Annotated in this window: 24 protein-coding genes; 13 read left to right on the top strand and 11 right to left on the bottom strand. The window is 67.5% G+C overall.

All coding sequences use genetic code 11. From position 1 onward, the window contains the following. Positions 1–5: 5 nt before the first annotated feature. Positions 6–1220 (bottom strand): MFS transporter, encoded by a 1215-nt coding sequence (locus tag Ga0080574_RS20225; protein WP_076703723.1) that lies wholly within the window; start codon positions 1218–1220, stop codon positions 6–8. 87 nt (positions 1221–1307) lie between these two features. Here Ga0080574_RS20225 and Ga0080574_RS20230 point away from each other — a divergent pair, with 87 nt between their 5' ends. The 3 genes from Ga0080574_RS20230 to Ga0080574_RS20240 are packed head-to-tail and all read left to right on the top strand — an operon-like array spanning position 1308 to position 3312. After that, positions 1308–2036: a precorrin-6A/cobalt-precorrin-6A reductase gene (locus Ga0080574_RS20230; RefSeq protein ID WP_076706079.1), complete on the top strand. Its 729-nt coding sequence runs from the start codon at positions 1308–1310 to the stop codon at positions 2034–2036. Further along, positions 2015–2650: a DNA-3-methyladenine glycosylase family protein gene (locus tag Ga0080574_RS20235; RefSeq protein WP_076703725.1), complete on the top strand. Its 636-nt coding sequence runs from the start codon at positions 2015–2017 to the stop codon at positions 2648–2650. The genes Ga0080574_RS20230 and Ga0080574_RS20235 overlap by 22 nt, the downstream gene beginning before the upstream one ends. Beyond that, positions 2647–3312, top strand: a complete 666-nt coding sequence (locus Ga0080574_RS20240; RefSeq protein ID WP_076703727.1) for an alpha/beta hydrolase — start codon at positions 2647–2649, stop codon at positions 3310–3312. The genes Ga0080574_RS20235 and Ga0080574_RS20240 overlap by 4 nt, the downstream gene beginning before the upstream one ends. Positions 3313–3597: 285 nt before the next feature. Here Ga0080574_RS20240 and mnmA read toward each other — a convergent pair whose 3' ends face one another. Beyond that, on the bottom strand, positions 3598–4740 hold the full coding sequence (mnmA, locus tag Ga0080574_RS20245) for a tRNA 2-thiouridine(34) synthase MnmA (protein WP_076703730.1): 1143 nt from the start codon (positions 4738–4740) through the stop codon (positions 3598–3600). Between the two features lie 126 nt (positions 4741–4866). Here mnmA and sciP point away from each other — a divergent pair, with 126 nt between their 5' ends. The 4 genes from sciP to recG all read left to right on the top strand — a co-directional run bounded on the left by sciP (position 4867) and on the right by recG (position 10414). Next, on the top strand, positions 4867–5166 hold the full coding sequence (gene sciP / locus Ga0080574_RS20250) for a CtrA inhibitor SciP (protein ID WP_076703732.1): 300 nt from the start codon (positions 4867–4869) through the stop codon (positions 5164–5166). Positions 5167–5281: 115 nt separating this feature from the next. Next, positions 5282–5998: a response regulator transcription factor CtrA gene (gene ctrA / locus Ga0080574_RS20255; protein WP_076703734.1), complete on the top strand. Its 717-nt coding sequence runs from the start codon at positions 5282–5284 to the stop codon at positions 5996–5998. A 67-nt stretch (positions 5999–6065) separates the two neighbouring features. After that, positions 6066–8327 (top strand): NAD-dependent DNA ligase LigA, encoded by a 2262-nt coding sequence (gene ligA, locus Ga0080574_RS20260; RefSeq protein ID WP_076703736.1) that lies wholly within the window; start codon positions 6066–6068, stop codon positions 8325–8327. Further along, the gene (recG, locus tag Ga0080574_RS20265; RefSeq protein WP_076703738.1) at positions 8324–10414 is read left to right on the top strand and encodes an ATP-dependent DNA helicase RecG; all 2091 of its coding nucleotides are present in this window, start codon (positions 8324–8326) and stop codon (positions 10412–10414) included. Before ligA ends, recG begins: the two co-directional genes overlap by 4 nt. Positions 10415–10852: 438 nt before the next feature. Here the strand turns inward: recG and Ga0080574_RS20270 are convergent, their stop codons facing one another. Both Ga0080574_RS20270 and Ga0080574_RS20275 read right to left on the bottom strand, forming a co-directional pair. Beyond that, positions 10853–12256 carry a methyl-accepting chemotaxis protein gene (locus tag Ga0080574_RS20270; RefSeq protein WP_076706080.1) on the bottom strand — a complete coding sequence of 468 codons (1404 nt, stop codon included), beginning with the start codon at positions 12254–12256 and terminating at the stop codon, positions 10853–10855. A 54-nt stretch (positions 12257–12310) separates the two neighbouring features. Then, on the bottom strand, positions 12311–12763 hold the full coding sequence (locus Ga0080574_RS20275; protein WP_076703740.1) for an iron-sulfur cluster assembly scaffold protein: 453 nt from the start codon (positions 12761–12763) through the stop codon (positions 12311–12313). Between the two features lie 69 nt (positions 12764–12832). Between Ga0080574_RS20275 and hisI the strand changes: the two genes are divergently transcribed. Together hisI and Ga0080574_RS20285 are read left to right on the top strand one after the other, a co-directional pair. Next, entirely contained in the window at positions 12833–13192 is a 360-nt protein-coding gene (gene hisI, locus Ga0080574_RS20280; protein WP_076703742.1) for a phosphoribosyl-AMP cyclohydrolase, read from the top strand. A gap of 76 nt (positions 13193–13268) precedes the next feature. Then, positions 13269–13487 (top strand): hypothetical protein, encoded by a 219-nt coding sequence (locus Ga0080574_RS20285; protein ID WP_156876415.1) that lies wholly within the window; start codon positions 13269–13271, stop codon positions 13485–13487. 19 nt (positions 13488–13506) lie between these two features. On the opposite strand, the gene gluQRS is transcribed toward Ga0080574_RS20285, so the two are convergent. The 4 genes from gluQRS to Ga0080574_RS20305 form a co-directional block, all read right to left on the bottom strand. Next, positions 13507–14364, bottom strand: a complete 858-nt coding sequence (gluQRS, locus tag Ga0080574_RS20290) for a tRNA glutamyl-Q(34) synthetase GluQRS (RefSeq protein ID WP_076703746.1) — start codon at positions 14362–14364, stop codon at positions 13507–13509. Continuing rightward, positions 14364–14582, bottom strand: coding sequence for a hypothetical protein (locus Ga0080574_RS20295; protein WP_076703748.1), 219 nt, complete (start codon positions 14580–14582; stop codon positions 14364–14366). The genes gluQRS and Ga0080574_RS20295 overlap by 1 nt, the downstream gene beginning before the upstream one ends. Beyond that, positions 14579–15931: a methylenetetrahydrofolate--tRNA-(uracil(54)-C(5))-methyltransferase (FADH(2)-oxidizing) TrmFO gene (trmFO, locus tag Ga0080574_RS20300; RefSeq protein ID WP_076703750.1), complete on the bottom strand. Its 1353-nt coding sequence runs from the start codon at positions 15929–15931 to the stop codon at positions 14579–14581. The genes Ga0080574_RS20295 and trmFO overlap by 4 nt, the downstream gene beginning before the upstream one ends. Positions 15932–16120: 189 nt before the next feature. Then, a complete protein-coding gene (locus Ga0080574_RS20305; RefSeq protein WP_076703752.1) occupies positions 16121–16573 on the bottom strand; it encodes a type II toxin-antitoxin system RatA family toxin in 453 nt (150 codons plus the stop codon). An 81-nt stretch (positions 16574–16654) separates the two neighbouring features. Here Ga0080574_RS20305 and hpt point away from each other — a divergent pair, with 81 nt between their 5' ends. The 4 genes from hpt (at position 16655) to Ga0080574_RS20325 (ending at position 19018) form a co-directional block, all read left to right on the top strand. Then, entirely contained in the window at positions 16655–17197 is a 543-nt protein-coding gene (gene hpt / locus Ga0080574_RS20310; RefSeq protein ID WP_076703754.1) for a hypoxanthine phosphoribosyltransferase, read from the top strand. Position 17198: 1 nt separating this feature from the next. After that, the gene (locus Ga0080574_RS20315) at positions 17199–17384 is read left to right on the top strand and encodes a hypothetical protein (RefSeq protein WP_076703756.1); all 186 of its coding nucleotides are present in this window, start codon (positions 17199–17201) and stop codon (positions 17382–17384) included. Between the two features lie 271 nt (positions 17385–17655). Next, complete coding sequence (locus Ga0080574_RS20320) at positions 17656–18114, top strand: c-type cytochrome (protein ID WP_076703758.1); 459 nt, start codon at positions 17656–17658, stop codon at positions 18112–18114. A gap of 4 nt (positions 18115–18118) precedes the next feature. Continuing rightward, the gene (locus tag Ga0080574_RS20325) at positions 18119–19018 is read left to right on the top strand and encodes a cytochrome c (protein ID WP_076703760.1); all 900 of its coding nucleotides are present in this window, start codon (positions 18119–18121) and stop codon (positions 19016–19018) included. Between the two features lie 121 nt (positions 19019–19139). On the opposite strand, the gene Ga0080574_RS20330 is transcribed toward Ga0080574_RS20325, so the two are convergent. From Ga0080574_RS20330 to Ga0080574_RS20340, 3 genes are read right to left on the bottom strand one after another with little or no spacing between them, the layout of a single operon-like run. Beyond that, entirely contained in the window at positions 19140–19619 is a 480-nt protein-coding gene (locus Ga0080574_RS20330; protein ID WP_076703762.1) for a CinA family protein, read from the bottom strand. Continuing rightward, positions 19616–20098 (bottom strand): phosphatidylglycerophosphatase A family protein, encoded by a 483-nt coding sequence (locus Ga0080574_RS20335; RefSeq protein ID WP_076703764.1) that lies wholly within the window; start codon positions 20096–20098, stop codon positions 19616–19618. Before Ga0080574_RS20335 ends, Ga0080574_RS20330 begins: the two co-directional genes overlap by 4 nt. Beyond that, positions 20095–21228: a bifunctional 2-C-methyl-D-erythritol 4-phosphate cytidylyltransferase/2-C-methyl-D-erythritol 2,4-cyclodiphosphate synthase gene (locus Ga0080574_RS20340; RefSeq protein WP_076703766.1), complete on the bottom strand. Its 1134-nt coding sequence runs from the start codon at positions 21226–21228 to the stop codon at positions 20095–20097. The genes Ga0080574_RS20335 and Ga0080574_RS20340 overlap by 4 nt, the downstream gene beginning before the upstream one ends. Positions 21229–21341: the final 113 nt, after the last annotated feature.

Here is a 21341-nt window from a genome sequence, read left to right on the forward strand (position 1 = left end):
GCGGGTTACTCCGCCGCCTGTTCCTGCGGGCGCAGCACCAGCCAGATCAGCGCGCCGCCGGCGAGCATCAGGAAGGGCGCCATGGCCATGTTGACCGCCGTCCAGCCCTCCTGCGCGGTGCCGCCCGAGCAGTTCATCAGCCCGCCCGAGGCCAGCGAGGCCATGGTCACGCCGCCAAAGACCAGCAGATCGTTGAGCCCCTGCATGCGGCCGCGCTCATGCGGCTCATGCGCGCCGGCCAGCATGGTGGTGGCGCCGATGAAGCCGAAATTCCAGCCGATGCCCAGCAGCACCAGCGCCAGGAAGAACTGCTCCAGCTCCACGCCCATCAGCGCCACGCCGCCGGCGCAGGCAAGGATGAAGAGCCCCAGTGCGACGACCTTTTCCACCCCGTAACGACCGATCATGTGGCCGGTGAAGAAGGATGGCACATACATCGCCAGAACGTGGGCGGTGACGATATTGGCGGCGTCGCCGGTCTCGAACCCGCAGCCCACCACCGCCAGCGGCGTCGAGGTCATCACCAGATTCATCAGCGCATAGCTCACCATGGCGCAGATCACCGCCACGGCGATGCGCGGCGTGGTCAGCAGCTCCCAGCGGCTGCGGCCCTTGGGCGCGTCATGGGCGGGCACCGGCGGCTTGGGGATGTCGAGGAAGAGGAACATCACAGAGCCCACGAGGTTTACCGCGATCACCGCCGCATAGGTGCCGAGGAAGGGGATGACGAAAGCATTGGCCGTGAGTTTCACAAGCTGCGGGCCGATCACCGCCGCCAGAAGCCCGCCCGCCATCACGTAGGAGATCGCCTTGGGCCGGAACGCCTCCGACGCGGTGTCGGCGGCGGCAAAGCGGTAAAAGCCCTGCGCCGACATGTAGATGCCGGTCAGCAGGCTGCCCAGCAGGAAGATCGGGAAGGAGGCGGTATAGAGCCCCCAGGCGCCCACCGCGCCACCGAGCGCGCCGCCCAGCGTGCCGAGCGCGAATCCCGCGCGGCGGCCAAAGCGCTGCATGAAGGCCGAGACCGGCGTCGCCGCCAGCATCGAGCCCAGCACGATCATCGAGATCGGCAGCGTGGCGAAACAGGGATTTCCGGCAAGCGACTGCCCCGCCAGCCCGCCGATGGTGAAGATCATCGGCATCTGCGCGCCGAGAAGGGCCTGCGCGGCCACCAGCACGGTGACGTTGCGTTTGGCGCGGGAGTCTTGAACGGTATCCATGGAGGCAAGCCGTAGGATGCGGCGCGACCTATCGCAAGGGGGGAATATGTTTGGCAGCGCACAGTCAGGGCGGCTAAGAGGGAGAGGATGAAGGATTTTCACGCCTCTGTTCTGATCGTCGGCGGCTCTGCCGAGGCCCGCGCGCTGGCCATGCGCCTGCCGGGCTGCGCCGTGCGGCTTTCCGCGCCCGAGCGGCTGCCGCGCGCCTGGCCGGTGCCGGTGAGCCACGGGCCGGTGACGCGCGATTGGCTGGCGGCGCAGGGCGTCGGCGCGGTGATCGAGGCGGCGCATCCCTGCGATGACGACACCGCCTTTGCCACCGCGCGCGCCTGCGCCGCGCTGGGGCTGCCGCATCTGCAACTGGTGCGCCCGGAATGGCGCCCCGGGCGCGGCGACCGCTGGGTGATGTTGCGCCATGCCGGCGAGGCGGCGGCCTGCGTGCCGCGCGGCGCCACGGTGCTGGCCTCGCTGGGGCGCGGGCGGCTGGCCGGGCTGCGCAATCTCGACGGCTTTGTCTATGCCCGGACCCTGTCGCCGGCGATGGGCGGATTTCCGCTGCGGCGCGGACGCTTTCTGCCGGGGCGGGGGCCGTTCACGCCGCGCGGCGAGGCGGCGCTGATCCGGCGGCTGGGAATCGGCTGGCTGATTCCCCACAATGCGGGCGGTGCCGGCGGCTGGCCAAAGCTCGCCGCCGCGCGGGCGCTGGGGCTGCCGGTGGCGATGCTGGCACGCCCGCGCCGCCCGGACGGCGCGCGGGTCGAAACGGTGCGCGAGGCAATGGACTGGGCGGGGCGATGGCTGAGATTGGACGCATAATCGAGGGCGACGCCTGCGTCGCCGAGGGCGCGAGCTGGCTCGCCGAGGCCGAGCCGCGCTTTGCCCGGGCGCTGGAGCGCACAGGCCCGCTGCCGCTGCGCCTGCGCCCGGACGGGTTCGGGCAGCTTCTCTCGGCCATTGTCAGCCAGCAGGTCAGCGTCGCCTCGGCCCGGGCGATCTGGGCCAAGCTGGAGGCGTCGGGCATGACCACGCCCGACGCGATCCTTGCGACCGACGAGGAGAGGCTGCGCGCGCTCGGTCTCTCGCGGCAGAAGGCCGGCTATGCCCGCGCGCTGGCCGAGGCCGGCATCGACTTCGACGCGCTGCGCCGCGCGCCCACGGGCGAGGTCGTCGAGACGCTGGTCGCGGTGAAGGGCATCGGCATCTGGACCGCCGAGATCTATGCCATGTTCTCGCTCGGCCGCGCCGATGTCTTCGCGCCCGGCGATCTGGCCTTGCAGGAATCCGCCCGGCTGCTCTTCGATCTGCCGGAGCGGCCGAAGGAGCGCGCGCTGCGCCAGATGGCCGAGGCCTGGAGCCCCTGGAGATCGGTTGCGGCACGGGCGCTCTGGGCCTACTACCATGTGGCGAAACAGCGAGAGGGGATCGTATGACCCGCGTTCTGCAAACCGGCCGCAAGGAGCCCGTCTCGGGCGAGAAACGCTCCTGCGTGGTCTTTCTGCACGGCTATGGCGCCAACGGGGCCGATCTTCTGGGGCTGGCCGAGCCGCTGGGCGAACATCTGCCCGACACGCTCTTTGTGGCGCCCGACGCGCCCGAGAGCTGCGCCGGCGCGCCCTTCGGCTATCAGTGGTTCCCGATCCCCTGGCTCGACGGCTCGTCCGAGGAGGAGCAGGAATCCGGGATGGCGCGCGCGGTGGAGGATCTCGACGCCTTTCTCGACGCACTGATGGTCGACGAGGATCTGCTGCCCGAGCAGGTGGCGCTGGTCGGGTTCTCGCAGGGCACGATGATGGCGCTGCATGTGGCGCCGCGCCGCGAGGACGAGGTTGCCGGCGTGGTGGGATTTTCCGGGCGCCTGTTGCAGCCCGAGCTGCTGGCCGACGAGGTGGTGAGCCGCCCTCCTGTGCTGCTGGTGCATGGCGATGCCGACGATGTGGTGCCGCCGCAATCGCTGCCCGACGCGGCGGAGGCCTTGCAGGAAGCGGGCTGGAAAGAGGTCTATGCCCATATCATGAAGGGCACCGGCCACGGCATCGCGCCCGACGGGTTGTCGGTGGCGCTGGCCTTCTTGCGGGACAAGTGCGGGTTCTGAAGGGCCGGTGGGCAGAGTGCCCACCCTACGGCGGAGCATTGCCTGGCGCGGAACAAGGCCGAGGGCCGCCGCGCCATCGCCATGCCGAAAAGGCATGCCTTTGGCATGACCCGTTCGGGCGGGCTGGCGATTTGGTGACGTCAGCGCAGCGTGTCGAGGTCTTTCGAACTTGGCCGGGATAAATCGAGTAGCTCAGAGGTGAGGTCGCCAACCCACGAGCCGGCGACGGCACGGCTCACCGGATGTAGGGTGGGCAATCTGCCCACCACTCCCGTCAACCGCCGCTCAATACCCCCGCCAGATCCAGCCGCCGCCAAAGATGCGGCTGCCGTTCGGGTCGTAGAACACGCAGGCCTGGCCCGGGCTCACGCCTTCCTCGGCGACGATCAGCTCGACCTCCGCCTCGGTCTCCGAGATCGGCCGGATCACCGCCTCGCGCGGCGGGCGGGTCGAGCGGACCTTGACCGAGAGCGGCCATTCCGCCTGCGAGGTGAAGGGCGCGTCGCCCAGCCAGTTGATCTCGCGCACCGGCACCTTGCGGGTCGCCAGCATCTCTTTCGGGCCCACCACCACGCGCTTGTTGTCGACATCGAGCTTGACTACATAGAGCGGCTCGCTCAGCCCGCCGATGCCGAGCCCGCGGCGCTGGCCGATGGTGTAATGGATGACGCCCCGGTGCTCGCCCAGAACACGCCCGTCCGCATGCACGATCTCGCCCGGCTCGGCGGCGCCCGGACGCAGCTTTTCGATCACCGACGCATAGTTGCCGTCGGGGACAAAGCAGATGTCCTGGCTGTCGGGCTTGTCGGCCACGCTCAGCCCGTACTTCGCCGCCAGCGCCCGCGTCTCGGCCTTGCTCTTCAGATGGCCCAGCGGGAAGCGCAGAAAATCGAGCTGCTCCGGCGTGGTGGAGAACAGGAAATAGCTCTGGTCGCGATTGGCGTCCGCCGCCGAATGCAGCTCGGCGCCGTGATCGCCCAGCATGCGCTGGATGTAATGGCCCGTCGCCATGCAGTCGGCGTCGAGATCCTTGGCGGTGCCCAGCAGATCCTTGAACTTCACCCGCTCGTTGCAGCGGATGCAGGGCACCGGCGTGGCGCCGCCGAGATAGCTCTCGGCGAACTCGTCGATCACCGCGTCGCGGAAGATGTTCTCGTAATCCAGCACGTAATGCGGAAAGCCCATCTGCTCGGCCACACGGCGCGCGTCGTGAATGTCGATCCCGGCGCAGCAGGCGCCTTTCTTGGCTAGCGCCGCGCCGTGATCGTAGAGCTGGAGCGTCACGCCCACCACGTCATAGCCTTCCTCGGCCAGCATCGCCGCCACGACCGAGCTGTCGACGCCGCCCGACATGGCGACGACCACGCGCGTCTCCGACGGCGGTTTCGGCAGGCCGAGCGAGTTCAGAGTCTGGGCGTCGAGGGGCATTGGTCTCTCCTGGGGAATACCGCCGGAATATAGGAAAATGCGAAGCACTCTCAAGGGGCGGTTTTAGACAGCGTTAAATCGTGCGCGGTCAAATACGTCTCAGCCGGAACGACTGGGACAAGAACAATGTATTTGAAGAAAATCGACGGGCCGCGCGCGGTGACCCTCCCGGACGGCACAATCATGACCCGCGCCGACCTGCCGCCGCCGGAAACCCGCCGCTGGGTGGCCTCGCGCAAGGCCGCGGTGGTCAGGGCGGTGCGCTACGGGCTGTTATCTGAAAAACAGGCGCTGGATCGCTACGGCCTCAGCTCCGAGGAGCTGAGCGAATGGATGCGCGCGGTGGCCTGCCATGGCGAGGAGGCGCTGAAGGCGACGCTGGTGCAGCGGTTCCGCGCGCCGGGGCAGGGCGTGACCGAAGGTTAACTTCCGATGAAAGCAACCTGCGATTGAAATGACTCCGCGTTTGTCTACAGTAAAGAAGCATTAACCTATTTCCGACAGGGTCGGCATAAGGGACAGAACAAGCGGAGAACAGCTTATGCGCATCCTTCTGGTGGAAGACGACCCGACCACATCGAAAAGCATCGAGCTGATGCTGACGCATGCCAATCTCAATGTTTATGCCACCGACCTCGGCGAAGAAGGCATAGATCTCGCGAGGTTATACGATTACGACCTGATCCTTCTCGATCTCAACCTGCCCGATATTCATGGCCATGAGGTGCTGCGCCAGCTGCGCTTGTCACGGATCAACACGCCGATCCTGATCCTCTCGGGTGCCGACGATACCGAGAACAAAATCAAGGGCTTCGGCTTCGGCGCCGACGATTACCTCACGAAACCCTTCCATCGTGACGAGCTGGTGGCGCGCATTCACGCGATCATCCGCCGCTCCAAAGGCCATTCGCAATCGGTGATCCGCACCGGGAAAATCTCGGTCAATCTCGATGCCAAAACCGTGGAAGTGGGCGGAAAGCCGGTGCATCTGACCGGCAAGGAATATCAGATGCTCGAACTGCTAAGTCTGCGCAAAGGCACGACTTTGACAAAGGAAATGTTCCTCAATCATCTTTATGGCGGCATGGATGAGCCGGAATTGAAAATCATCGACGTGTTTATCTGCAAATTGCGGAAAAAACTTTCCGAAGCGACGGGCGACGAAAATTACATCGAGACGGTCTGGGGGCGCGGCTATGTGCTGCGCGATCCGGAGCCGCGCTCGGACGAGCCGCCCGCCATCGCCGCCAACGGCTGAGCGGCTGGACGCCGCCGCCCCCGCGCCCTATCACTTGCGCCAGATGGCGTGATACGGGGGCGCTTCCATGGCGGATGAGGCAATAGCGGAACTTGCGGTCGAGGCGCTGACCGAGGCGCAGGCGCGCGACGAGCTGGCACGGCTCGCCGATCTGCTCGCGCAGGCCAATCGCGCCTATCACACCGAGGACGCGCCCGAGATCAGCGATGCGGAATACGATTCGCTGAAACGGCGCAATGCCGCGATCGAGGCGCGCTTTCCCGATCTGAAACGCGAGGACAGCCCCTCCGAACAGATCGGCGCGCCGCTGGCGGAGGGATTCGCCAAGGTCCGCCACGCGCAGCGCATGATGTCGCTGGGCAATGCCTTCGACGCCGGGGAGGTGCGCGAATTCGACGCCCGCATCCGCCGCTATCTCGGTCTCACCGATGACGCAGCGCTGGCCTTCACCGCCGAGCCCAAGATCGACGGGCTGTCGCTGTCCCTGCGCTATGAGGACGGCGTGCTGATGCAGGCGGCGACCCGCGGCGATGGCAGCGAGGGCGAGAACGTCACCGCCAATGCCCGCACCATCGAGGACATTCCCGAACGGCTCGACGGTGCGCCGGCGCTGCTCGAGGTGCGCGGCGAGGTCTATATGAGCCACGAGGATTTCGCGGCGCTCAACGAGCGGCAGGAGGCGCAGGGCGGCAAACGCTTCGCCAACCCGCGCAACGCCGCTGCCGGCTCCCTGCGCCAGCTCGATTCGGAGATCACCCGCGCCCGCCCGCTGAAATTCTTTGCCTATGGCTGGGGCGAGCTCTCGGCGCCGCTGGCCGAGACCCAGAAAGGCGCCATCGACCGGTTGCAGGCGCTCGATTTCCAGACCAACGACCTCACCCGCCTCTGCGACGGGCCGGAGGAGATGCTGGCGCATTATGCCGAGATCGAGGCGCAGCGCGCGACGCTCGGCTACGATATCGACGGCGTGGTCTACAAGGTGAACGACCTCGCGCTTCAGGCGCGGCTGGGCTTCCGCTCGACCACCCCCCGCTGGGCCATCGCGCATAAATTCCCCGCCGAGCTTGCCTGGACCCGGCTCGAAGCCATCGACATCCAGGTGGGCCGCACCGGGGCGCTCTCGCCCGTCGCGCGGCTGACGCCGGTCACCGTGGGCGGCGTCGTGGTCTCCAACGCCACGCTGCACAACGAGGATTACATCGCCGGGCGCGACGCCTCCGGCAACCCGATCCGCGACGGCAAGGATATCCGCATCGGCGACTGGGTGCAGGTCTATCGCGCCGGCGACGTGATCCCCAAGGTCGCCGATGTCGACCTGTCGAAACGCCCCGAGGATGCGCAGCCCTATGCCTTCCCTGGCACCTGCCCGGAATGCGGCTCCGAGGCGATCCGCGAGGAGGGCGACGCCGTGCGCCGCTGCACCGGTGGGCTGATCTGCCCGGCGCAGGCGGTTGAAAAGCTGAAGCATTTCGTCTCGCGCGCCGCTTTCGACATCGAGGGGCTGGGCGCCAAGCAGGTGGAACAGTTCTACCGCGACGGCTGGATTAAGGAGCCTGCCGATATCTTCACGCTGAAGGAACGCTACGGCGCCGGCATGCAGCAACTGAAGAACCGCGAGGGCTGGGGCGAGAAGAGCGCGGCGAACCTGTTCGACGCAATCGACGAGCGCCGCCGCATCGCGCTCGGTCGGGTGATCTTTGCGCTCGGCATCCGCCATGTGGGCGAGGTGGTCGCCAACGACCTGGCGCGCCACTACCTGCGCTGGGACGCGCTGATCGCCGCCGTCGACGCCGCCGGTCCCGCCGCCGCGCGCCACCGCCAGGCCGAGGCCGCGGTGGAGGCCGAGCGCAAGACCGCCGCCGCCGAAGAGCGCCGCGCCCGCATCAAGGAAACCCGCGATGCGGTCTGGTCCGAGGCGCCGCAGGTCGCGCCCGAGGCCCGCGCCGCCTGGGAGGATCTGGTCGGCGTCGATGGCATCGGCATGACCGTGGCGGTGGCGCTGGTCACCTCCTTCGGGCAGGAGGCCGAACGCGCCTCGATCGACCGGCTCGCCGCCCATCTCGACATCCAGGAGGCCGAGCGCCCGGCCACCGAGGGCTCGCCGGTGGTCGGCAAGACCGTGGTCTTCACCGGGTCTCTGGAAAAAATGACCCGCGCCGAGGCCAAGGCGCGGGCCGAGGCGCTGGGGGCCAAGGTCTCGGGCTCGGTCAGCAAGAAGACCGATATCGTCGTGGCCGGGCCGGGCGCCGGCTCGAAGGAGACCAAGGCGCGCGAGCTGGGGGTGGAGATCATGGACGAAGACGCCTGGCTGGCGCTGATCGGGGCATGACCCAGCGGCCCGAGGCGCTCTGGCCGCTCTTTGCCGAGTTGAAGACGCTCGACGGGGTGGGCCCCAAGACCGCGCAGGCGCTCGAGGGGCTGGAGATCGCCGCGCCGCGCGATCTGCTGTTTACCCTGCCGCATTCGGTGATCGACCGCCGCCCGCGCGCTACGGTGCAGGGCGCCGATCTGCCCGGGGTGGTGACCGTCGAGGTGACGGTGGGCCGTCACATGAAACCCGCGCAGCGCGGCCGGCCCTACCGCATCCATGTGGAGGATGCGCATATCGGCTTTCAGCTCGTGTTCTTCCACGGGCGTGAGGACTACCTCACGCGGCTGCTGCCCGAGGGCGCGCGGCGGCTGGTCTCGGGCCGGGTCGAGCTTTTCGACGGCATGGCGCAGATGGTGCATCCCGACCATATGCTGCCCCCCGAGGAGGCCGCGAGTCTGCCGGAGTATGAGCCGGTCTATCCGCTCACCCATGGCGTGACGCAAAAGCTGATGACGCGGGCGGTGGCGGATGCGCTGTCGCGCGCGCCGGAGTTCGAGGAATGGATCGACGGGCCGCTGAAGGCGCGCGAGGGCTGGCCCGACTGGCGCGCCGCGATCGCGTCGGCGCATGCGCCGCAGGGCGCGGGCGATCTCACCCCCACGGCGCCGGCGCGGGCGCGGCTCGCCTATGACGAGCTGATGGCGCATCAGCTGACCCTGGCGCTGGCCCGCGTGCATCGTCGCAAGGGCAAGGGGCAGGAGACCATGGGCGATGGGGCGCTGCGCCGCAAGGTTCTGGCATCGTTGCCGTTTCGCCCGACCGGCGCGCAGGCCCGGGCGATGGACGAGATCGCCGGAGACATGGCCAGGCCCGAACGCATGAACCGGCTGTTGCAGGGCGATGTCGGCGCCGGCAAGACGCTGGTCGCCTTCATGGCGCTGCTGATCGCGGTCGAGGCCGGCGGGCAGGGGGTGATGATGGCGCCCACCGAGATCCTCGCGCGGCAGCATCTCGACGGGCTGAAACCCTTTGCCGAAAGCGCCGGCGTGGTGCTGGAGCTGCTCACCGGGCGCGACAAGGGCGCCGAGCGCCGCGCCAAGCTGGCGGCGCTGGCGCGCGGCGATATCCAGATCCTGGTGGGCACCCATGCGGTGTTCCAGGCGGATGTGGAATTCGCCGATCTGCGGCTGGCGATTGTCGACGAGCAGCACCGTTTCGGCGTGCGCCAGCGGCTGGAGCTGGGGCGCAAGGGGGCGGCGGCGGATGTGATGGTGATGACCGCCACGCCGATCCCGCGCAGCCTGGCGCTGGCGCAATATGGCGATATGGACGTCTCGCTGCTCGACGAGAAACCGCCCGGGCGCAAGCCGATCCGCACCGCGCTGATCTCGTCCGAGCGCATGGAGGAGGTGGTTGCCCATCTGCGCAAGGCGGTGGCCGAGGGGCGGCAGGCCTACTGGGTCTGCCCGCTGGTCGAGGAGAGCGAGGCGGTCGACCTGACGGCGTCCGAGGAGCGCTTCAAGCATCTGCGCGCGGTGCTGGGAGAGGGTGTCGTGGGGCTGGTGCATGGCCAGATGCCGCCCGCCGAGAAGGATGCCGCCATGGCGCGGTTCGTGGCCGGCGAGACCAAGGTGCTGGTGGCGACCACGGTGATCGAGGTCGGGGTGAACGTGCCCAATGCCTCGATCATGGTGATCGAGCGCGCCGAGTGGTTCGGGCTGGCGCAGCTGCACCAGCTGCGCGGGCGCGTCGGGCGGGGCGAGGCGGAGAGCACCTGTTTGCTGATGTATCAGCCGCCGCTGGGCGAGGCGGGCATGAAACGCCTGACCACCCTGCGCGAGACCGAGGACGGGTTCCGCATCTCCGAGGTCGATCTGGAGATGCGTGGCGCCGGCGATCTGATCGGCACGGCGCAATCGGGGCTGCCGCGATTCCGCGTGGCGGATCTGGAGCACCAGGCCGGGTTGATGGCGATGGCGCAGAGCGATGCGCGCAAGCTGCTGGCCGAGGATCCGACGCTGCAAAGCGAGCGCGGGCAGGCGGCGCGCATGCTGCTCTGGCTGATGCGGCAGGACGAGGCGATCCGTTTGATTTCAGTGGGTTAGCCGCGCGCACCTCTGCTGAAACCTGTTTTGTTCTCAAATGTTCTCAAAAAGTTCTTTACAGATCGTAAAAGACATGAGAACAAAAGGGTAACAAAACGCCAGACAGGGAATGCCACCATGATCGACACGCTTCGCAAGGTTCTGACCCGCGCCGAATCCACCCTTCTTCAGGATATGATCGGCGGCGTGTCTTTGGTGGTCATTCTTCTGGGGGCGTTGCACCTGCCCAGCTTCTGAAAGGTTTTTCGTTTCTGCCTGCGGTCTTTTCCCGGACCGGTCCCGCATCACTGTCCCGATGCAAGGCGACTGTCCCCGCTGATGTGCCCCCGGCCTGCCTGAAACCCGGCGGCACGCACCGGTCCGTTTCCCCAAAAAGACACGCTACTCGCCGCCGCCTCCTCCCCCGGAGCGCGGCGGCTTTTTCTTGTGGGGCGGTGTTCAGAACCGGTAGGCGAGCCGCAAGCCGCCCCAGTGCTTGCCGCGCACGGTGATCGGGGCGGAGAGATCCTTCATCATGACGAAATTGCCGCCGCCCATGTCGCGGCGATAGACCTGAAGCAGGAAGGGTCTGGTGTTGCGCCCGGCCTTGAGCCCGACCCGGTCGTCAAAGATCCGGCGGTTGCGGCTATTGGCGGCGTTCCAGACCGGATCGCTGCCCTGGGGCTGGGAGAATTTGCGGTTATGCGTCGGCAGATAGCCGTTCCGGTCGACCGCGGCGCAGAACACGATGCGCGGATCCTGCGACAGCACCGGCTCCTGGATCGGCGGCAGCAGCGTGTCGGTGAGCGACGTGAAAGCGGTCAGCATCTGCTGCGGATCGGTGCCCGGCACCGGCTTGTAATCGCTGTCGAAAAGCGCCGCGCCCGAGATCCGGCCCGCCTCCAGCGCCGCCTCGAAGCTTTGCGAGACGCGGAGCGCCAGCTCCTTGACCTGCGTAATCATCGCCGCATCCTCGCCGGTGCCGCCGATGGCCACCGCATGTTGCAGGATCGCCTCTGACCCGTCGACCAGCCGCTCGCAGCGGCGCGACGCCTCGTCGACCCCGCGCGTCACCTCGCCGACGGAGCCTTGCAGCCCGGCGACGGTGGGGCGCAGCTCCTCCACGGCGCTGCTCGCGCGGTCCATATCCATGGCGATGCGGGCGGTGGCGCTTTGCAGCGTGCCCATGCGCTCGCGGATTTCCGATAAGGCGGCATCGGCGGCCTCGGCGCCCGAAAGCACGGTCTCCGCCTCCTGCGAGGTGTGCAGCGCACCGGAGTTCAGCGCCTCGATCCAGTCGGACATGCGCGCCACGGTGGCGGATATCGCCTGCACCGCCGCGCCGGTCTGCTGGCTGAGCTCGTTGATCGCCTCGGCGACGATGGCAAAGCCGCGCCCGGCATCGCCGGCGCGCGCCGCCTCGATCTTGGCATTGACGGCGAGGATGTTCACCTGGCTGGCGATGGAGGCGATCTGACCGTTGGAGGTTTTCACCGCGCCCAGCATCTCCTCCACCGCGTCGTTTTCCGCATGCACCGATTTCACCCAGCGCGCCAGTTCGCGCGCGGCGGTGCCGGAACGCGCCAGCGTACCGATGGAGGCCTCGACCTGCGCGCTGGCCTCCTCGGCGCCCTGCGCCACGTCGCGGATATCGGCGGAGACGCGGGCATTGGCGGCGGCGACATTCTCTGTCGCCTTGCCGACCTCTGTCAGGGTGGAGAGCTGGCTGCGGCTGCGCGCGTCGAGCGCCTGGAGAAAGCCCGAGATATCGACAACCTCGCGCCCGAGCGCGGTGGCGCCCCGGGTCAGGCTGGTCAGTTCCCGCGCCGCGCCCGGCGCGCCAAGTGAGGGATCGTGTTGCATGCTGGCCCTGCGCTGTTGCAGCACCGGCATAAACCGCAAAACCTCAATATGAGCTTAAGCGCTCTGCGCCTCGCGCGCCTGTTCCGCCGCCTCGCTGGCGGCGTCGAGCGCCAGCAGGATCGAGGCGTGACGGTTCTTGTAGGCCTGTGCCGGGCGCAGCACCTCGAGCCCGTCGAAGGGCGCGGGCGGGGTGGGGCCGTCTTCCTTCAGCATGGCGCGCAGCGCGTCGCGCGCCGCAACGATCTCTTCAGGGGTGCAGCCGACAATCGCCGCGCCCACCACCGAGGCGGAGGCCTGACCCAGCGCGCAGGCCTTCACGTCCTGCGCGTAATCGGCGACCTTGCCGTCCTGCATGCGCAGATCCACGGTGACCGTCGATCCGCAAAGCGGCGAGCGCTTCTTGACGCTGGCATCGGGCGCCTCCAGCCGGCCTGTGCGCGGGATATCGGCGGCCAGTGCGAGGATGCGCTGGGAGTATAGCTTTATCAGGTCGGTCTCGGCGGACATGGCTTTCCCTTTCGGATCGTCTCCCATAGATAGGGGGCGTTTTCGCGACTGCAAAAGGGTTTTTGCGCAATGAGCTTCGATCCCGCCACTTTGGTCTATGATGCGAACGGCCTCATCCCCTGCATCGCGCAGGCGGCGGAGACCGGCGAGGTGCTGATGATGGCCTGGATGAATGCCGAGTCGGTGGCAAAGACGCTGGAGACCGGGCGGGTGACCTACTGGTCGCGCTCGCGCAAATCCTTCTGGATTAAGGGCGAAAGCTCGGGCCATGTGCAGGAGCTGGTCGAGCTGCGGGTGGATTGCGACCGCGATTGCCTGCTGGCGCTGGTGAACCAGACCGGGCCGGCCTGTCACACCAACCGGCGCTCGTGTTTCTACACGGCGCTGCGCGAGGGCGACGAGGTCGAGATCATGACGCCGATGGCATAGGCCTCACGGCTGCGCGAGGGGCGGAACGCCATCGCGCGCGGGCGCGTTTCCTCCGGAGAAACCCGGGAGGTTTACCATGCCTATCATGCGACTTTCATCCGCCGTTCTCATCCTCGGCCTGGCGATCGTGGCGGTCTATCCGCTGCTCGGCCCGGCCTTCGGCACCGCGCCGGTGGACGCGACACAGGTTGCCGATGCACCCTGGTGGCTGATGCCCGTGGGCTATTTCGCGGCCTTTATCGGCGCGGCGGGGCTGTTCATCGGCTGGGCGCGGAAAAAGGAAAAAAATCGCTGAACGTGAGCGCCCGCGCCGGTCAGAGACCGACCATGGCGCGGATTTGCTGCGGGCTCTTGCCCTCGGATCGGTAGAGCGCGATGGCGCGGGCGTCGTCGCGCTTGGCCAGCCGCTTGCCATGCTCGTCGCGGATCAGCCGGTGATGATGATAGACCGGCGTGGGCAGATCCAGCAGGCGTTGCAGCAGCGCGTGGATGCGCGTGGCGTCAAAGAGATCGCGGCCCCGGATCACATGGGTGATCGCCTGCGCCGCGTCGTCCACCACCACAGCGAGGTGATAAGAGGCGCCCATATCCCTGCGCGCCACCACCACATCGCCGATGTCGCGGATCATCTCGTCGTTCGAAGCGGAGATCGTGCCGCTCTGGCCATCGGGTCCGGCGCCGGTTTCGGCGAAGGTGAGCGGCGCCGTGAGCTTTGCGCAGGCACGCGCCATGTCGAGCCGCAGAGTCACATCCTGCGGGCGCGGGCCGGTGGGCGGCGTGTCCGGGCGGCAGGTGCCGGGATAGATCAGCCCGTCCGGCCCGGTGAGCGGGGCGCCTTCCTGCGGGGCAGAGAGCGCCTCGCGGATGTCGCGGCGGGTGCAGGTGCAGGGGTAGAGCAGGCCCATCTGCCAGAGCCTGTCCAGCGCCGCTTCGTATTCGCCGAGGTGCTCGGATTCCCGCCGGCAGGGCTCTGGCCAGTCGAGACCCAGCCAGTGCAGATCGTCCTTGAGCTGCACCTCCCATTCCGGGCGTGCGCGGCTTTGGTCGAGATCGTCGATGCGCAGCAGAAATGTGCCGCCCGCCGCCCGCGTCATGTCCGAGGCCAGCAGTGCCGAATAGGCATGGCCCAGATGCAGCGGGCCGGTGGGCGAGGGCGCAAAGCGGCTGCGCATCACTCGTCGCGATAGCTGCGCTCGATACGGCGGGTGCGGCGTTCTTCGCCGGATTGATAGATCAGCACCCAGGCCAGCAGGATGAACATCGGATGTGTCAGCCCGCCGGAAAAGATGATCGCCGGGATCCAGATCACGAAGACCACGATCGACAGGATCGGACGCCCGGTCAGCAGGATCGACAGCGGCGGCAGGAAGAGCGCGAGCACATAGTTCATGCGGGCACCTCCTGCGTGGCCAGCCAGCCCGACCAGGCCTCCTTGGCGCGGTCGGTATAGGCCTTGTAGCGGTCGCGCCGGCCCCGGCGCCCGCCCTTGAGCCCCTCGACCGGGCGGAACAGGCCGAAATTCACGTTCATCGGCTGGAAGGTCTTGGCCTCGGCGCCGCCGGTGATGTGGTGGATCAGCGCGCCATGGGCGGTGTCCTGCGGGATCTGCGGCAGCGGGTGGCCGAGGAGCTCGGCAGCGGCCATGCGACCGGCGGCCAGCCCCATGGCAGAGCTTTCCACATAGCCCTCGACCCCGGTGATCTGCCCGGCAAAGCGGATATTCGGGCGCGCGCGCAGGCGCATCTGCGCATCCAGCAGCGTCGGCGAGTTGAGGAAGGTGTTGCGGTGAATGCCGCCGAGCCGGGCGAAGCTGGCATTCTCCAGCCCCGGGATCATCCGGAACACATCCGTCTGGGCACCGTATTTCATCTTGGTCTGGAAGCCGACGATATTGAACAGCGTCCCCAGCGCATTGTCGCGGCGCAGCTGCACCACCGCATAGGCCTTTTCCTCGGGCTTGTGCGGATTGGTGAGGCCCACGGGCTTCATCGGGCCGTGGCGCAGGGTCTCGCGACCGCGCTCGGCCATGACCTCGATGGGCAGGCAGCCGTCGAAATAGCCGGCGGTCTCTCCCTCGTGGAACTCGGTCTTGTCGGCGGCGAGCAGGGCGTCGATGAAGGCCTCGTACTGGGCCTTCGTCATCGGGCAGTTGATATAGGCCTTCTGCTCTTCCTCGGTCTCGCCCTTGTCGTAGCGCGATTGCAGCCAGGCGACATCCATGTCGATGCTCTCGGCATAGACGATGGGGGCGATGGCATCGAAGAAGGCGAGGCTCTCGGCACCGGTCTCGGTGGCGATGGCGCGCCCCAAAGCGTCGGAGGTGAGCGGGCCGGTGGCAAAGATCCACTGGCCGTCCTCGGGCAGTTCGGCGATCTCCTCGCCCGAGACCTCGATATTCGGATGCGCGGCCAGCGCGTCCGTCACCGATTGCGAGAACGCCTCGCGGTCGACCGCCAGCGCGCCGCCGGCGGGCAGGCGATTGGCATAGGCCTGACGCATCACCAGCCCGTTCGCTTGCAGCATCTCCCAATGCAGCAGGCCCACGGCGTTCTGTTCGTGATCGTCCGAGCGGAAGGAGTTGGAACAGACCATCTCGGCCAGCTTGCCGGTGCGGTGGGCGAAGGTCTCCACCTTGGGGCGCATTTCGTGGATCACCACGTTCACGCCCATCTGCGCCGCCTGCCAGGCCGCTTCGGATCCGGCCATGCCGCCGCCGACGATATGCAATCTCTGTGTCATGACCGGGCAGATAGGGGATTGGAGGAGCGGTGTTAAGGGGGAAAGCGGCGGAAGTGCGGGCGCCGCGGCACGCAGCACGTTGGCTCTGCGCCAGAAGGGCAGGGATTTGGCCACCCGATGACAGGATCGACACGCTCTGGAAAGCCCGCGCTTTATGTACGGATCAGGTCCGGGGCGGGGAGAAAAACCTCAGGCCGTGCCGTAAAGATCCGCTGCGCGGCGTTCGAAGGCGCGCACGATGCGCTGCATCGCCTCGTAGAAGAACATCCCTGCCGCGCCCTGGAGAATGCGGTTCTTGAACTCGAAATCGACGAAGAAATGCACGTCGACGCCGCCCTCCGCCTTGTCCTCGAACTGCCATTTCGAAATCATGTGGCGGAACGGCCCGTCGAGATATTCCGTGTCGATCCGGCTTTCCTGCGGATAGAGCGTCACCCGGCTGCCAAAGCGTTCGCGGAACACCTTGAACGAGATCACCAGATCCGCCAGCATCACCTCGTGATCGCCATGCTCCTCGCGCGAGCGGATGCGCGCGGCGGCGGTCCAGGGCAGGAATTCCGGATAGCGGCCCACATCGGCCACGAGGTCGTACATCTGCTGTGCCGTATAAGGCAGGTGCTTGGTCTCGGAATGGGTCGGCATGTCGCTGGTCCGGCGTCCCTTTATCGCGTGACAGTGGGTTCCCATTTCGTATGCTGGGCGCGGCTTTGCAAGGGGGGCGGGATGACAGAGCGGCCATATGTCGTAGACGAGATGATCTCGGCCAAATCCATCGCCGCGCGGATCGAGGCGCTGGCCCGCGAGATCGGTCGCGATTTCGGCGGCACCGACAAGCTGGTCGTCGTCGGCCTGCTGCGCGGCAGCTTCGTCTTCATCGCCGATCTGGTGCGCGAGCTCGACCTGCCGGTTGAGGTGGATTTCCTCGAAGCCTCCTCCTATGGCGACGCCATGCAGTCGAGCCGCGAGGTGCGCATCCTCAAGGATCTGCGCTCGCCCATCGAGGGGCGCGACGTGCTGGTGGTCGAGGATATCGTCGACACCGGCTTCACCCTGCATCACGTGCTGAAACTGCTGGCCTCGCGCAGCCCGCGCAAGCTGCGCACCATCGCGCTGCTCGACAAGCCGGCGCGCCGCGAGGTGGCGCTCAAGGCCGACTGGACCGGGTTCGAGATCCCCGACGAATTCGTCGTCGGCTACGGCATCGATTACGCACAGCGCAACCGCAACCTGCCCTTCATCGGCAAGGTGCGTTTCCCCGAGGGCTGAGATGAATCCGTTCTGGTTGCTCCGCATGGCGAAATGGGCGCGCAACCCGCCCTCGTCGGGGCGTGTGAAACTGGTGCTGGCGGTGATCGCGTTCTGCCTCGCGCTCTACGCCGTCGAGCGCTGGGTCGGCTGGCCCGACGCGCTGAGCACCGAACGGATGCGCGTGCCGACCCGTGTCATGCCCTGACGCGCCTTCACATATGCGCGAGGAGTGCGACAGACATACGCGTCAGGATTGCAGCTTACCGGCCTGAGAATTTCTTTTTAATAATATGTTTTAAAAAGGAAAAGTTTAGTCGGGCCTTCTCGCCTTTCCTTGCGTCATGCCCTTGCGTCAACGGTCGCGCGGAGACCGGCGTCGATGCGGGGTGTTGTCAGATTGCTGCGGAACCGCACACTCTCAGGCAGCTCAGTTGGGTGTCCGTTCCGGGGCCCGCGTTTGCCAAGGGAGGAGTTTCATGAATCGTTTTGTCACCGGCCTCGCGGCCCTTTCCGTCTGCGCCGCGGGCGCGGCCTATGCCCAGGATCACAGCGCGCAGCTCAAGGCGCGGCAGGGCCAGTTCCGCATCCTCGCGATCAATCTCGGCACGCTGGGCGGCATGGCGCAGGGCAAGATCGACTACGATGCGGAGGCCGCGCAGATGGCCGCCGATTCCGTGGTCGCCGTGTCGATGATCCATCAGGGGCCGCTCTGGCCCGAGGGCAGTTCGGAGATGGATATCGACGGCACCCGCGCCAAGGTCGAGATCTGGGACGATTTCGACGATTTCTCCTCCAAATGGTCCGCGCTCGGCGAGGCCGCGCTGAACATGCAGGCCGCCGCCGGCACCGGGCAGGAGGCGCTGGGGCCGGCGCTGGGTCAACTGGGCGGCGCCTGCAAGGCCTGCCACGACACTTACCGCGCGCCGGAATCCTGACATCATGCGCAGGCTGATCGGCGGTCTTGTCCTGGCGGGGCTCGCCGCCGCCGGGGCGGGCTGGCTTCTGACCGCCCCCGACCGGCTGCCCGAGGGCAGTTTCGCCGGTGTCGAAGGCGATGCGGAGCGCGGCGCGCGGGTTTTCACCGCCGCCGGCTGCGCCTCGTGCCACCACGCGCCGGAGGCCGAGGGCGAGGCCAGGCTGGTGCTGGCGGGCGGGCAGCGCTTCGCTTCCGATTTCGGCACCTTCCTCGCCCCCAATATCTCGCCCGATCCCGGACAAGGCATTGGCGGCTGGAGCCAGGAAGAATTCGCCAACGCGGTGATGCGCGGCGTCGCGCCCGGTGGCGCGCATCTCTACCCGGCCTTTCCCTACACCGCCTATGCGCGCATGGACGACCGCGATCTGGTGGATCTCTGGGCCTATATGCAGACATTGCCCGCCTCGGACACGCCGAGCCAACCGCATGAGCTGGGCTTTCCGTTCAATATCCGCCGGGGTCTGGGGCTGTGGAAGCTGCTCTATTTCGATGATGGCTGGGTGATGGACGATGCCGAGGGCCAGGAGCTGGTGCGCGGTCGCTATCTGGTCGAGGCGCTGGCCCATTGCGCGGAGTGCCACACCCCGCGCGACGCGCTTGGCGGGCTCGACACCGGGCGCTGGCTGACCGGGGCGCCGAACCCCAACGGGCGCGGCACCATCCCGGGCCTGACGCCGGATCACCTGAGCTGGGAGGCGAGCGACATCGCCTATTATCTCGAAACCGGCTTCACCCCGGAGTTTGACAGTGTCGGCGGGCATATGGTCGAGGTGGTGGAGAACTTCGCCAGTCTCGCGCCGGAGGATCGCGCGGCGGTGGCCGCCTATCTCAAGGCGCTGCCGGACGGAGGGGCGATGGAATAGCGCGCGGCTCGGCGAAGCGCTTGTCCGGCTCAAGACGATCCAGCAAGCGCAGGCCCGCGCAGAGGCCCCCGATCAGGTCCGGGGCGTGTCCCGTAGGGTGGGCAATTCTGCCCACCGATCGCTAATCTTCCGCCAGCGCGTCGTGCAGCAGTTCCAGCGCGTGGTGAGTCGCTGCCATGCGCACATTGGCGCGGCCGAGCGCACCGAACTCTACCGTCTCTGTCAGCGTCTCGCCGTCGCGGGCGAGCGCGAAACACACCATGCCCTCGGGCTTTTGCTCCGATCCGCCAGGGCCCGCCACGCCAGAGACCGCCACCGCGAAATCGGCCTCCGCCGCGCGCCGCGCGCCCTCGGCCATCTCGCGCACCACCTCTTCGGAGACCGCGCCGTGCACCGAGAGTGTCTCCGCATGCACGCCCAGCATCTCCTGCTTCGCGGCGTTGGAATAGGTGACGACTCCGCGATGGAAGATGTCCGACGAGCCCGCCACATCGGTCAGCGCTGCCGAGACCATGCCGCCGGTGCAGCTTTCGGCGGTGGTGACGGTGACGCCCCGGTCGCGGGCGCGCATCAGGATATCGCGGGCGAGGACTTCGGTCACATCAGGACTCCATGGGCAAGGGCGGCGAGTATGATCGTGACAATAGCAGAAAACACGCCGGCAATCACGTCATCCAGCATCACCCCCAGCGCATCGCCGCGCCGGTCGGCCATGCCCACCAGCCAGGGCTTCCAGATGTCGAAGAGCCGGAAGAACACAAAGGCCGAGATCCAGCCGGGATAGAGCCGCCAGAGCTCCACCCCCATCATCGCCGCGCCATAGCCCACCGGGAAGAGCGCGATCCACTGGCCGACCACCTCGTCGATGACGATCCAGGACGGGTCGTGATCGCCGCTCTGGGTCAGCGCTTTCGTCGCCACCAGACCCAGCGCATAGGCCAGAGCCGTGGCGATCAGCAGCAGCCAGAACCCGCCGGCGAGCAGCAGCGCATAGGCGACGGGCAGGGCGGCGAGCGAACCCCAGGTGCCCGGGGCGGGCTTCAGGAAGCCGATATAGAGGAAGGAGGCGATGGCTTTCATGGTTTCACCAGCGTTGCGGTTGCAATGGCGGCGATGCCTTCCTCGCGGCCGGTGAAACCCAGCCGTTCCGAAGTGGTCGCCTTGATCGAGATACGGTCCGGGGCAAGCCCGGTGATGCGCGCCATTTCCGCTGTCATCTCAGCGGCATGCGGGCCGATCTTGGGGCGCTCGCAGATCAGCGTCAGGTCGATATTGGAGATCGCGAAGCCCTTCGAGCCCGCCAGCTCTACCGCGTGACGCAGGAAGATCTCGGAGGCGGCGCCTTTCCATTGCGGATCGGAGGGCGGGAAATGCCGGCCGATATCGCCCTCGGCCATGGCGCCGTAAAGCGCATCCGTCACCGCATGCATGCCGACATCGGCGTCGGAATGGCCCTGAAGCCCGCGCCCGTGCGGAACCTTGATCCCGCAGAGCACAACGTGATCGCCCGCGCCGAAGCGGTGCACGTCATAGCCATTGCCCAGACGGATATCCATCGCGTCTCCCTTCAGCAGCGTTTCGGCCCGGGCGAAATCCTCCGGGCCGGTGATCTTGAGATTGCGTTCCTCGCCCGGAACGATGGCGACGTCCAGCCCTGCGGCGCGGGCAACCTGCACATCGTCGGCGGCGGCATCGGTCTGTGCCGCATGGGCGGCGGCGATTTCGGCATAACGAAAGCCCTGCGGCGTTTGCGCGCGGTAGAGCCCGGTGCGGTCGCGGGTGCCTGTGACCTGGCCGTTTTCGCCGGTCCAAAGCGCATCTGTCACCGCCAGCGCCGGTGCGGCGCCGGGATGGGTGGCCAGCGCGGCGACAACCGCGTCGATGTTGGCGCGGCTGACGCAGGGGCGGGCGACATCGTGGATCAGCACGCGCTCTGGCGGTGCATCGGCCAGCGCCGCAAGCCCCGCGCGGACCGAGCCCGCCCGATCCTCCGCGCCATCCACAAGCGTCACCGGCAGCCCGGCGGCGACCGCCTCGGCCAGCGCGCGGTCGTCGGGGTGAATCACCAGAACGAGGCGCGGCAGATGGGCAAAGGCCTCCAGCGTCCAGCGCGCCACCGGCTTGCCGGCAATCTCGCGCCATTGCTTGGGCAGAGCGCCCCCGGCGCGGGTGCCGCGCCCGGCAGCAACGATGATGACAGCAGTGTCCATGGGCCTCGCTCCTTCCCGGCTTCTCTAGGCATTGCCCCGGGGCGGCGCAATGCGCTCTGGCGCCGCGATTAAAAATTAGGCAAACTGCATTGTGATGGGGCGGGGCAGTGCCC

Origin of the sequence: Salipiger abyssi (assembly GCF_001975705.1) — a bacterium.
Classification (GTDB): Bacteria; Pseudomonadota; Alphaproteobacteria; order Rhodobacterales; family Rhodobacteraceae; genus Salipiger; species Salipiger abyssi.